9 protein-coding genes are annotated in these 12,257 nt (G+C 44.3%); 1 reads left to right on the plus strand and 8 read right to left on the minus strand.

Features of this window, described 5'->3' with window-relative positions:
- The 4 genes from QM629_RS08685 to QM629_RS08700 form a co-directional block, all read right to left on the minus strand.
- Positions 1-244 (minus strand): hypothetical protein (locus QM629_RS08685; RefSeq protein ID WP_415159225.1); only part of this gene is annotated, 244 nt, incomplete at its 3' end.
- 23 nt (positions 245-267) lie between these two features.
- Positions 268-3,378 carry a SusC/RagA family TonB-linked outer membrane protein gene (locus QM629_RS08690; RefSeq protein ID WP_415159227.1) on the minus strand — a complete coding sequence of 1,037 codons (3,111 nt, stop codon included), beginning with the start codon at positions 3,376-3,378 and terminating at the stop codon, positions 268-270.
- Positions 3,379-3,387: 9 nt separating this feature from the next.
- Positions 3,388-4,317 (minus strand): carbohydrate kinase family protein, encoded by a 930-nt coding sequence (locus QM629_RS08695; RefSeq protein ID WP_415159229.1) that lies wholly within the window; start codon positions 4,315-4,317, stop codon positions 3,388-3,390.
- A 48-nt stretch (positions 4,318-4,365) separates the two neighbouring features.
- Entirely contained in the window at positions 4,366-5,697 is a 1,332-nt protein-coding gene (locus tag QM629_RS08700; RefSeq protein WP_415159231.1) for a sugar porter family MFS transporter, read from the minus strand.
- 275 nt (positions 5,698-5,972) lie between these two features.
- Here QM629_RS08700 and QM629_RS08705 point away from each other — a divergent pair, with 275 nt between their 5' ends.
- Positions 5,973-8,777: a substrate-binding domain-containing protein gene (locus QM629_RS08705; RefSeq protein WP_415159233.1), complete on the plus strand. Its 2,805-nt coding sequence runs from the start codon at positions 5,973-5,975 to the stop codon at positions 8,775-8,777.
- A 207-nt stretch (positions 8,778-8,984) separates the two neighbouring features.
- Here QM629_RS08705 and infC read toward each other — a convergent pair whose 3' ends face one another.
- Genes infC through thrS form a run of 4 tightly spaced genes read right to left on the minus strand, consistent with a single transcriptional unit; the run spans position 8,985 to position 12,024 of the window.
- Positions 8,985-9,554 (minus strand): translation initiation factor IF-3, encoded by a 570-nt coding sequence (infC, locus tag QM629_RS08710; protein ID WP_415159235.1) that lies wholly within the window; start codon positions 9,552-9,554, stop codon positions 8,985-8,987.
- Between the two features lie 52 nt (positions 9,555-9,606).
- Positions 9,607-9,762 carry a hypothetical protein gene (locus tag QM629_RS08715; protein WP_415159237.1) on the minus strand — a complete coding sequence of 52 codons (156 nt, stop codon included), beginning with the start codon at positions 9,760-9,762 and terminating at the stop codon, positions 9,607-9,609.
- Between the two features lie 3 nt (positions 9,763-9,765).
- Entirely contained in the window at positions 9,766-10,080 is a 315-nt protein-coding gene (locus tag QM629_RS08720; protein WP_415159239.1) for a hypothetical protein, read from the minus strand.
- A 15-nt stretch (positions 10,081-10,095) separates the two neighbouring features.
- On the minus strand, positions 10,096-12,024 hold the full coding sequence (gene thrS / locus QM629_RS08725) for a threonine--tRNA ligase (RefSeq protein ID WP_415159241.1): 1,929 nt from the start codon (positions 12,022-12,024) through the stop codon (positions 10,096-10,098).
- Positions 12,025-12,257 lie beyond the last annotated feature (233 nt).

A 12,257-nucleotide genomic window follows, 5' to 3' on the forward strand; every position in this document is an offset into this window, starting at 1 on the left:
CCCAAAGGCTGAAAGGCTGGTCGTAGTGGTCGTTGCCAAGCTGGGCATACGCGGCTATTACCAGTTTTTCAGCTCCATCGGCGGTATTTATCTGTTCCTCGCTTACAACGCCTTTGGGATTTATATCCAATTGCTTGTTGCAGCCGGCAGTGATTATTGCTGTGCCCAAAACCATTGCCAGTAATGTTTTTGGGAAAGGCCCTGCCCTGTGTATGATCTTATAAAAAAATGTATTGCAAGTCATATCGAAGTATTTTAATTTTTGCTTTAGAATGAAATGTTCAGGCCGCCGGTAAATACCCTTGGGTTGGGATAGCCATAATCGGGCGTTTCGGGATCGATGCCCGTAAATGTTTTATTTTTTGTAATAATCCAAAGGTTATCCCCACCAATGTATATACGGAAAGTGCTTATTTTCATTTTCTTCAACGTTTTCTCCGGCAGCGTGTAACCAATTTGCAAATTGCGCAGTTTGGTATAACTGCCCTTCTCTAAGAAATAAGTAGAAAAGCGGCTTTCATTATTATCATCCGTATATGCCAGTGCTGGTATGGAAGAATTGGGGTTGGATGGAGACCAGGCATTCAGCAGCCGGGTGCCTTTATTTGATCCGGTTTCGGAAACGCTCCAAAAATCTGTACTGTACTTTTGTGTGTTTTCAATGGTGTTGCCATACACACCCTGGAGGAAAGCAGACAGATCGAAGTTTTTATATTGGACGGAAATGTTCAGGCCATATACAAGTTTTGGTTGCGGAGCGCCTACCCAGGTCTGGTCGTCAATATCAATGACGCCGTCATTATTTAAGTCTTTGTATCGAATGCGCCCTAATCCTTTACCCGTTTGCGTGGCGCTCTCATCCACTTCTTTTTGTGTGCGGAACAGGCCATCGGCCACATAACCATAAAAACTTCCAAGCGGCCTGCCCAGTATATTCTGGTCGGAGCCGTTGCCGCCATAGTCATATAAAACAGATTCCGGCAGATTGGTAACTTTATTACGGTAATTGGAAACATTGCCCGTAACTGTAAAACTGAGGTCTTTGGCGGCCCTGCCGTTATAAGTTACAGCTATTTCAATACCTGTATTTTGTACAGAAGCGCCGTTTACCCACTGGCCACCGCCTTCGCCGCTAACGGCCAGGTAAGCGGGTTTGATAAGTATGTCTTTTGTTTTCTTGATAAAATAATCTGCGCTGGCAATTATTTTATTATTCAGAAACCCGAAGTCAATGCCCCCGTTGCTCATAATGCTGGTTTCCCATTTTATGCTGCTGTTGCCGGTTTGTGTTTGAATATAGCCGGAAGATAAGGTGCCGCTGCCGGCGCCGGTAATATCATAAGCTGTGCCCAGAGAGGTGGCCCAGGTGGGATCGGTATTGGTGCCGGAATAGCTGGTGAGGTAAAGATTGTATTGGGCATTGTTATCAATTTCCTGGTTGCCGGTTTGCCCCCAGCCATACCTGAGCTTCAGGTCGCTGATAAAAGAAAGCGCATTTGTATTCTTGAAAAAATCTTCCTGGCTTATTCTCCATCCCGCAGAAAATGCGGGGAACACGCCATACCGGTTATTTTTACCAAAACGGGAGGAGCCGTCGCGGCGCAGGGTGAAGGAAGCAAGATAGCGGTCGTTATAGGCATAATTGATCTTTCCAAAAAGGGAGAACAGGGCATACTCGCCGGCACTGCCGCCATTGGTGGCTGTTCCCGTGCCGGCATCTAAATAGGTATAGTCTATATCCTCTGCATCAAAATCATGCTTGGTGGCCCAGAAATTCTGGTCAAACTGGTGATAATATTCCGTGCCGGCCAATACATCAATATGATGCTTATGGAACGTATTAACATAGTTAAGCGTGTTGGTAAATGTTTGCTTCGTGGTCTGGCTTTCAGCAACAGTAAGATAATTATCATCGCTGCTTAAATAGCCAGATACATATTTTTTGGTAAAGACACGGGAGTTATAGTTGCCGTAATCAATGCCATAGCCTGAATGGAATTTAAGGCCTTTAAAAAGCGTAACATCGGCATATACATTGCCAAAAAGACGGATATAATCGTAGTGGTTGTCTTTATTGTCTTCCAGCACACGCACCGGGTTTTGGCGGTCGTTCATGCCCCCGATAGGGCCGCCCCAGCCGCCATCTACGGTGTGCACGGGAATAATGGGCAGGGCCTGCAACGCTACATTCAATATATTGGCGTCGGCCAAAATGCCTTCTCTTGTTTTGTTTACAGTAAAATTTTCGCCAATGGTAACACGGTTATTAAATAATTTATAATCCGTATTCAGGCGGGCCGAATATCGCTTGAAGCGCGTGGTTTCAATAATGCCATTGTTGTTGAAATAACCGCCGGAAAACAGGTAACTGCCTTTTTCGTTACCGTTAGAGAGGGTAAGATCATAATTCTGAATTACACCCACCCTGGTTATTTCTTTGAACCAGTCGGTATTGGAAGCTTTTTCTGTTTTATCCGCATCCAGGTATTCCGGCACGATTATTTTGTTCAGCACCGGTGTGCCGTTTGCATCCAAATCCCAGTCAAACTGGTAAGAAAGGCTGTTTGTATTGGGGTCAACGCCGCTGTTTACCGAGGCCTGCCATAAAGCCTGGCCATAGCCGCCGGTATTCAGCACCTGCATTTTATTAGCGTAATAAGAAGCAGAAGTGTAGCCTTTAAAATCAACCGCCATTTTACCGGCCCTGCCTTTTTTAGTGGTGATGATGATAACGCCATTGGCAGCGCGGGAACCGTAAATGCTGGCGGCAGAAGCATCTTTCAATACCTGCATACTTTCAATATCGTTGGCATTCAGCTCATGCATGCCGGCCGTGGTGGGCACTCCGTCAATTACATACAAAGGCTGTGTGCTGTTTAATGTACCAATACCTCTTATCAAAATACTGGTGCCGCTGCCGCTGGGGCCGCCATCGCTGGTTATAAAAACACCCGGCACCTGGCCCTGCAGGCCTTTAATGGGGTTAGCGGTGGACTGTTTGTTCATGTCTTTCACATTTACAACCGATACGGCGCCAATGAGGTCTTTCTTTCTTTCGCTGGTATAACCGGTAACCACTACCTGGTTAAGGTCGTTGCTAAGCACATCCAGGTCAATGGTAAGTGTCGCGGCATTGCCCACAGTTATTTTTTTAAATTCCATGCCCACGTGCGAAACAAGCAGCGTATCACCAGGGGCTGCAAGAATGGAGAATGCGCCGAGGCTGTCTGTAACCACGGTTTGCAGTTTTGATTGAATGGTAACGCCTTCCAGCGGCGCACGGGTTTCTTTGTTTACAACTGTACCCGTTAATTTTTTCTGCTGGCTCCATACCTGCAAGGCCAGCAACATAACAAGAAACGTAAGCACACCTTTCATAACTGTGTTTTAAATTGATTGGAAAATTGAAGCCTGATTGGATTTTAAGCAGCAGAAGCCTGATATATCCGCCAGGCTGTATTGCGGGCAGGCGCCTGTTTTGGAGGCGATGAAGGCGCCCATGGCAGATGCCTGCAAAAGCATATCGTCGTAAGATTTATGATCGAGCAGCCCGGCAAGAAACCCGGCAAGAAAAGCATCGCCGCTGCCAATGGTATCGGCAACGGTTACGGGAAATCCGGGGTGATGGTAAAACCTGCCACCGGCAAGCAGCATAGCGCCATTGCCGCCTTTTGTAACAATGACCATGTTATGGCCAAATCTCTGGCTTAGCCACCCAACCCTTTCTTCATCGCTTTCAAAATGGCCGTACCAGCCCGCTACCAGTTGCAGTTCAGCCTGGTTTAACTTTAAAATATTTGCTTTGGAAAGCAGGGTTTCCACATTTTCCCGGTTGAAGTGCGGCGCCCGCAGATTTATATCCAGCACTTTGGTTTGCGCCGCTTCCATGCATTTGAACAAAGCAGCTTTTGATTCACTGCTTCTTGCAGCCAGGCTTCCAAAAACAAAGTATTCAGCCTGGCTCACCAGACAGTTATATTCTTCTTTCCATTGAATACAATCCCAGGCCGCAGGTTTTACAACATCATAGTGCATTTCGTGGTCGTTGCCGGCCCGGGCATATACTTTGCCTGTGCTTATGTTTTTATCAAGCTGGAAAAAAGAAGTGTTTATGCTCCTCGATTTCCAAACATCCAATAGTTCGTTGCCCGGCTCATCGCAGCCAATGCGGGAAATAACGGCAGTATTTTTACCCAGTTTGCAGAGGTGGTACGCCACATTCATGGGAGCGCCGCCGGGCTGTTTTCCGGCCGGCAGCATATCCCAGAGCACTTCCCCAAAACATATAACAGGATAGTATGGTTTATTTGTTGTCATATAGCAATCTTTAAAAAGAGAAGGGTATAATTCTTATGAAACAGTTATTCAATGCAATACCAGTGTGCTTTCAATCTGCTCCAGCGATTTGCCTTTGGTTTCCGGCATCAGTTTCCATACAAACAGCAGTTGCAAAACCATCATCACGGCAAAAAAGGAGAAGGTGACGCCGCCGCCGAGCTTCTCCGTAAGCGCAGGGAAAATAAAAGCAACGAGCGCTGCCATGGCCCAGTGTGTTACGCTGCCCAGCGTTTGGCCTTTGGCCCTTACTTCGTTTGGAAAAATCTCGGAAATAAACACCCAGATGACTGCGCCCTGTGAAAAAGCAAAAAAGGCTATGAATATCAGCAGGCTGGCCACTACCACATAGCTGGCAGCATTGTGTGTGAGAAAAGCCACAGACACCAGGCTGAGCGATAAAATAAGGCCGGCAGAACCAATGAGCATGAGCGTTTTTCGGCCCACCTTATCAATAAAATTAATGGCCAGTAAAGTAAAGATGAAGTTTACCAGCCCGATGCCGGCCGTGGAAAGCAGGGAAGAGCCGGTGCCGAGACCGGTCATTTCAAAAATGCGCGGCGCATAATATATAATGGCGTTGATGCCGGAAACCTGGTTAAAGAAAGCAAACAAAACAGCCAGCACTATGGGAGACCGGTATTTTTTCTGCAGCAGTTTTTCGGCAGCCCCACTTTCTGTTTCTTTTTTATGGCTGGAAAGGATGTTATTAAAATCAGTTTCGTAACCGGCAGGATTGATTATTTTAAGGATAGATTTCGCCTCGTCCATTTTACCCCGCTGTAAGATTAGCCAGCGCGGCGTTTCGGGCACAAAACGAATGAAAATGAGAAAAAGCAGGGAAGGAACGGCCTGCACGCCAAGCATCCAGCGCCAGGAAATCTCAGAAGAAGTGCCTATTACATAATTGGATAAATAAGATACTACAATACCAAATACCACATTGAACTGAAAGAGCGCCACGAGGCTGCCCCTTTTTTCAGCGGGCGCTATTTCTGAAATATAAATAGGTGCGGTTACCGATGAGGCGCCTACGCCTATGCCCCCTAAAAACCGGAACAATAAAAACAGGTACCAGTTATGGGCAAGGGCGGTACCCAGTGAAGCCAGCATATATAATATGGCTACCAGGAACAGCGTTTGCTTTCTGCCCAGCCTATCGGAAGGGATATTTCCAAACAGGGCGCCGAAGATGGTACCGATGAGCGCTATGGAAACCGTGAGCCCGTGCTTAAAAGCGGAAAGCTGCCAGTATTGCTGGATTGATTTTTCTGCACCTGAAATTACTGCTGTATCAAAACCAAAGAGAAAGCCGCCAAGCGCTACGGTAAGCGACCAAAAGATTACTTTTCTGTTGTTCATACGACCCGCTGTTAGAACCCGAAAATAGGTGCCCGGGCAAGCGGCATTGTTTCGTTTTTATACCAAATTGTTATAAAAATAAAATTTGGCAAAAATATTTTCAACAGTTTAATAATCAATAAATTATAAATTCATAAAAAAGGCAGGGTTTTAATTTTGTAACGGTAGTTTTTAAACCTGTATCATTTTTACAACCCAATTGTTAATGCCGGCCGGACAATTCGGTTTGATAGTAATGGTTTTATTCTAATTTGCAGGGAGAACGATCTTATTATATGAAGCCTTCTCCGGAAACAAAACTGCTAAGGGGCCGGGATATTGTTTGGATTGCCTGCTGCTTTTTTGCATTCATTTCAATTGCTTTTTCCTGCAAACAGGAAATTAAAAATCACAAATACACCATCGCTTTTTCGCAATGCGTTGGCGGCGATACCTGGCGGCAAACCATGCTGCAGGAAATGCAGAGGGAGCTTTCTTTTCATACCAATATTAAATTTCTTTATAAAGATGCCGGCGGCAACAGTGCTGTGCAGGCCGGCCAGATTGATTCGCTGCTGTTGCAAAAACCCGATGTGCTGATTGTTTCGCCCAACGAAATGAATGCGCTTATCCCTGCCATTGAAAAAGCGTATAACAGCGGCATTCCCGTAATTGAAGTGGACAGGCGCATAAACTCAGAAAAACATACGGCATTTATTGGAGCTTCCAATTATGAAGTGGGTGAAAATGCAGGAAAATATGCGGCTGCGCTGCTTAAAGGTAAAGGCAACGTGGCAGAAATAACCGGCATGCCCGAAAATGCATCCTATATTATTGACCGTCACAATGGTTTTGTGCAGGCCATTTCCCATTACCCGCAAATAGCGCTCCTGAAAAGGCTGAACAACCAGGTGCCTGCAGATAAACGTTTTGCATCATCCATAGAAGCATACCTCAGCCAAAACAAAAACATTGACCTCATTTACGCCCAAAACGATTTTATGGCTTTGGATGCTTACAAGGCCTGCAAAAAACTGGGACTGGAAAAAGAAATAAAAATTATAGGCATAGACGGGCTGCCGGTAAAAGGCGGCGGGCTTGATATGGTGGCAAACAAATACATTGACGCCACTATTTTATATCCCACAGGCGGGCAGGAAGCCATACAAACTGCGTTGAAAATACTGGAGAAGCAGCCTTTCCCCAGGGAAAACCAGCTTGGCACCGTGATTATAGACTCCACCAACGTACGCATTATGCAGTTGCAGAATGCCAAAATGCAGGAACAGCAGCAGGATATTGACCGGAGGCAAAAAGTAATTGAGCAGCAGGAGCTTGTTACCCAGAACCAAAGCCTTATTATTTATGCCATTTCCGTTACACTGGCATTGGCGCTTATTTTGGGAGGTATATTGTTTTATTATTTCCAGGAGAATAAAAAAATAAACCTGCGGCTGGCGCATCAGAATGAAGAAATATTGAACCAGCGTAACCAGTTAATTGAACTGGGCAGGCAGGCACAACAGGCATCGGAGGCAAAAATTAATTTCTTTACCAATATTTCGCATGAGTTTCGCACACCTATAACGCTTATACTGGCGCCGCTGGAGGAAATGAAAAATAATAACCGGCTGGATAATGTATCAAAACAATATGTTTCGCTCATACAAAAAAATTCGCTGCGTTTATTAAAACTGGTAAATGAGCTGATTGATTTCAGGAAAATAGAATCGGGCAAATACAAATTACAGGTAACAGAAAATGACCTGGTGCAATTTGCAGAAGAAACATTAAGTGCGTTTAAAACCATTGCGCGCAAAAGAAATATTGACCTGCGGCTTATCACAAAAGAAAGGAGCATAAAAACCTGGTTTGATGTTTCGATGATGGATAAAGTATTGTTCAACCTGCTTTCCAATGCATTTAAGTTCACCAGCGATGGCGGTTATATTTATGTGGAACTTGAAAGGGAGGAGCACACAGTTACCGTAAAGGTTGAAGACAATGGCATCGGCATGTCGCCGCAATTTGTAACACATGCTTTTGAATTATTCTACCAGGAAAATATAGGCGATAAACTGGGCAGCGGGCTGGGGCTTTCGCTTTCAAAAGAATTGATACAACTGCATAACGGCGCCATAAGCGTGCAAAGCAAACAGGGCAAGGGCACTACTTTTACTATTGTATTGCCATTGGGAAAAGAAAATTTTTCAGAAGAACAAATAGCGGAAGAACGTTATGCAGAGAAAGATACAGTTAATGAGAATATGTTTTTAACGCAGCTTGGCAGGGAAGAAATTGAAAGTAATGATACAGGCGCTGCCGGCAAATCAGATAATACCATTCTTATAATTGAAGACAATGCCGATTTGCGCGGCTACCTCGCACAAAAACTCGGTGAAAATTATGATATACTGGAAGCAGATAACGGCGTTGCCGCCGTCCGGCAGGCATTTGACAATGTGCCTGACCTTATTATAAGCGATATTAACCTGCCCGGAAAAGACGGCTTTACTATAACGAATATGCTGAAAACAGACATTCGCACTTCACACATACCCATCATTCTTTTAACTGCCAAAACAGCCATGCAGGAACAGGTGGAAGGCATGAAAAGCAAAGCAGACGCTTACGTAACCAAGCCTTTTAATATGCTGTTTCTGGAAGAAACCATCAAAAGCATTTTGAAGAACCGCGAAATACTGCGGGAACATTATACCAGCCAGTTGCCGGTGGAATTAAAAAGCCAGCCTGTCGCCAAAAAGCTCGACCGGAAATTCATTAATGAGTTCACTTCAATTGTTGAAAAGAATATGGGCAACGTATCGTTTAGCATAGATGAAATATGCAGGGCGATAGGCATTTCGAGAATACAGTTATACCGGAAAGTAAAAGCATTGCTTGGCTGCAACGTGAATGATTACATATTGAGTGTGCGCCTGCAAAAAGCAAAATACCTGCTGAATGAAACCGATATATCTATTGCTGAAATAGCCGATAATGTAGGCTTTTCTTCCGCCGCCTATTTTTCCACGGTTTTTAAAAACAGGTTTGTGGTTACGCCAAAAGATTTCAGGGATAAAGGAAAGGTGGTGAAATGAGATGGCTGATACACTTAAGGCGCCATTGGCACAGAGAAGCCGGTCTGTGGATAGCCGGAAATGCCGGCGTGTCCTCTATCCTTCGGCAGACTGCAATTACGGGCTGGCCGGATCTGCCTGGTTTTATCTTCTATACCCTCAGCTAAACCCAATAAAAACCGCACAGGAGGCTTTTCATACTGTACGGTTAAAATTTATTATACTGGTTTATACTTTTTTCTTCACCGGTTTGGGGGCGAATATGGCCAGCATTCTCTTGCCTTCCATTTTGGGCATGCCTTCCAAAACACCTACTTCGCTTAAACGCTCGGCAAATTTCAGCAACAGCAATTCGCCGCGTTCCTTGAACATGATGGCGCGGCCTTTGAACTGCACATACGCTTTCACTTTATCGCCTTCTTTTAAAAATCTTTCCGCGTGCTTTGTTTTAAATTCAAAGTCGTGGTCGTCAGTGCCGGGCGTAAAGCGTATTTCCTTCACTTCGCTTTGCTTGGCATTGGCCTTCATTTCCTTTTCCTTACGCTTTTTCTCGTAAAGAAACTTTTTGTAGTCAATTACTTTACAAACGGGCGGGTCGGCATTTGGTGAAATTTCAACCAGGTCAAGCTCCTGCTGCTGCGCTATGCGCATTGCCTCCTGTGTAGGATAAATGCCCACAGTTACGTTGTCTCCAACCAAGCGTACCTGCGGTACCCGGATTCTTTCGTTTATACGATGCTCAGGCTCGGGCTGCCTGTTAAAACGAGGATTAAATCTTCCTCTCTGAGGTAAAGCCATTCAAATTTGTTTCGTGAATAAATTTTGTAGTTGTAATTTGTTAAATGTCAATCTATACTTCTTCAGCAGTTAAAACACTCTTTATTTCTTCCATAATTTGTTTTAACTCATCTTCTTCTTTTTGCGCTGCATCTGGCAAAGCCTTTAAAAGAGCTTTATATATGTCATCATAAATCTCATTCCATTGTTGTTCTGTAAGCGTGCGCATAAATTACAATTTAAGTAAAGCCAAAAGCAGACCTACAATTGCAATACCTGTGCTAACAATCCAAATAATAAGTTTGTTAATATCAGATTTTACATCAGCTCTTACTTCCGCAAAACCCGTTTTTACTTCTTGACGAAATAATTCAATCTTAAAATTCAGCTTCTCCATTTCAGAATTTTTTACAAAATTTTCTTGTTCTCTTCCGAATTTATTTTCTACTATTGTTTCAATTCCTTTAATAAATATCTGTGTCTTTGCTTCATCTATGTGCAATTGCTGTTTAAAAAAGTCATATAGACGAATATATTGGGCCGTCATCCTGTAAAAATAAAATTATTTTCTTTCTGCAATTTCTTCTTTCAGCAAATTAATAAATTCTTCTATGGTTTGCGGCTCAGGCTCTGTTTTGTTATTTTTCCTGATGGCCAGTTTTCTTTCCGTCATTTCCCGTTCGCCAATAACCAGCATATACGGCACTTTGCTTAATTCGGCATCCCTTATTTTTTTACCGATTTTTTCGCTGCGCTCATCTGTGTCCACCCTTATGCCGGCCTTTATTAACCGGGTGAAAACTTCTTTTGCGTATGGAAGGAATTTATCGCTTATCGGCAGGATCTTTACCTGAACCGGCGATAGCCAAAGCGGCAACCTGCCTGCATAATGCTCCAGCAAAAAGCCGATGAAACGCTCATGCGTGCCCAGCGGCGCCCGGTGAATGATCAGCGGAATATCGGGTGTATTATCCGCTTTTGTATAAGTAAGGTTAAAGCTTCTCGGCTGCGAAAAATCAACCTGGTTAGTGGCCAGCGTAAATTCACGTCCGATAACGCTATATATCTGCACATCAATCTTAGGCCCATAGAAGGCCGCTTCATCGGCTACTTCCACAAAAGGGATCCCCGATTCAACCAAAACATTGCGCACCATTTCTTCGGTTTCCTGCCAAAGCTCTGGCTCGTTCACATATTTAATACCAAGTTTTTCTTTAGAGTGAAGCGATAAGCGCATCACATATTTATCAATACCAAAAATTTTGAAATACTTCAGGTACATATCATTCACGGCGCGGAATTCATCGGCAAACTGTTCTTTGGTGCAATAGATATGCGCATCGTTCATGTGCAGGCAACGCACACGCATTAACCCGAATAATTCACCGCTTTGTTCATAGCGGTAAACCGTACCATATTCCGCCACGCGATACGGCAGGTCGCGGTAGCTCTTGGGCTCTGCCGCATATATTTTATGGTGATGCGGGCAGTTCATGGATTTGAGGTAATACTTTTCTCCTTCCATTTCCATGGGCGGATACATACTGTCGGCATAATATGGCAAATGCCCGCTGGTTAAATACATGCTTTCCTTGGCGATATGTGGTGTAACCACACGTTTGTAACCTGCGGCAGCTTCTGTTTCCTTTGCCAGCTTTTCCAGTTCTTCAATAATAACGGTTCCGTTGGGCAGCCACATGATCAGGCCGGGGCCAACATCATCATCCATAGTATAAATACCGAGTTCTTTGCCCAGTTTGCGGTGATCACGTTTCTTTGCTTCTTCCAGCATGGCAAGGTATTCATCCAGTTCTTTTTGAGAAGGGAATGATATGCCGTACAAACGGGTAAGCTGTTTATTCTTTTCATCACCTTTCCAGTAAGCGCCGGCAATATTGGTCAACTTGATGGCTTTTATAAACCCGGTGGAAGGGATATGCGGGCCACGGCAGAGATCGGTAAAATTACCCTGCGTATAAAAAGTAATGTTCCCATCTTCTAAATGCTGCAACAGATCGAGTTTATATTCATCGCCTTTTTGCGTGAAATAGGCAACGGCTTCTGCCTTCGGCGTTTCCTTTCTTATGTATGGATTATTCTGCTTCGTCAGTTCATTCATCTTCTTCTCCAGCGCTTTCAAATCTTCTTCCGTTATCTTTTTATCTCCCAAATCCATATCATAGTAAAATCCGTTATCAACCGGAGGGCCTACCCAGAATTTTACGCCGGGAAACAGGCTTTCAACAGCTTCCGCCATTAAATGCGCGGTGGAATGCCAGAAAGTGGATCTGCCTTCCGCATCTTCCCACTTCAGCAATTTTACAGTAGCGTCTTCCGTTATTGGCCGCGTTGCATCCCAGGTTTTACCATTTACATTAGCAGCAATTACTTTTCTTGCAAGCCCTTCGCTGATAGATTTTGCTATATCCAAAGCTGTTACGCCATTTTCATATTGCCTTACGGCACCATCCGGAAACGTAATATTTATCATAAATAATTTAAGTTCAAAGTAAAAGTCACCAAATCAGATATCAACCAGATATTCAAAACGGGTTGCAAAATTAGTGAATGAAACCGAGCATGATAATTTTTCTCATACAACCTGTCCCGAACCAGCTTCGGGAGGGGAATGCCTGCCTGCCGGTGAGGCAGGTACATAGCGAGGTTCTCCCGAAGCAAGTTCGGGACAGGCATGAGACCATTGAAAAAACAAACTTGTACGAA

Origin of the sequence: Parafilimonas sp., assembly GCF_047606085.1 — a bacterium.
Taxonomy (GTDB): Bacteria; Bacteroidota; Bacteroidia; order Chitinophagales; family Chitinophagaceae; genus Parafilimonas.

What these genes read in the sequence shown, in the direction of transcription:
- QM629_RS08705 (WP_415159233.1), top strand. Translation starts at nt 5,973, where the DNA reads ATGAAGCCTTCTCCGGAAACAAAACTGCTAAGGGGCCGGGATATTGTT.
- QM629_RS08715 (WP_415159237.1), bottom strand. Translation starts at nt 9,762, where the DNA reads ATGCGCACGCTTACAGAACAACAATGGAATGAGATTTATGATGACATA.
- thrS (WP_415159241.1), bottom strand. Translation starts at nt 12,024, where the DNA reads ATGATAAATATTACGTTTCCGGATGGTGCCGTAAGGCAATATGAAAAT.
- QM629_RS08690 (WP_415159227.1), bottom strand. Translation starts at nt 3,378, where the DNA reads ATGAAAGGTGTGCTTACGTTTCTTGTTATGTTGCTGGCCTTGCAGGTA.
- QM629_RS08695 (WP_415159229.1), bottom strand. Translation starts at nt 4,317, where the DNA reads ATGACAACAAATAAACCATACTATCCTGTTATATGTTTTGGGGAAGTG.
- infC (WP_415159235.1), bottom strand. Translation starts at nt 9,554, where the DNA reads ATGGCTTTACCTCAGAGAGGAAGATTTAATCCTCGTTTTAACAGGCAG.
- QM629_RS08700 (WP_415159231.1), bottom strand. Translation starts at nt 5,697, where the DNA reads ATGAACAACAGAAAAGTAATCTTTTGGTCGCTTACCGTAGCGCTTGGC.
- QM629_RS08720 (WP_415159239.1), bottom strand. Translation starts at nt 10,080, where the DNA reads ATGACGGCCCAATATATTCGTCTATATGACTTTTTTAAACAGCAATTG.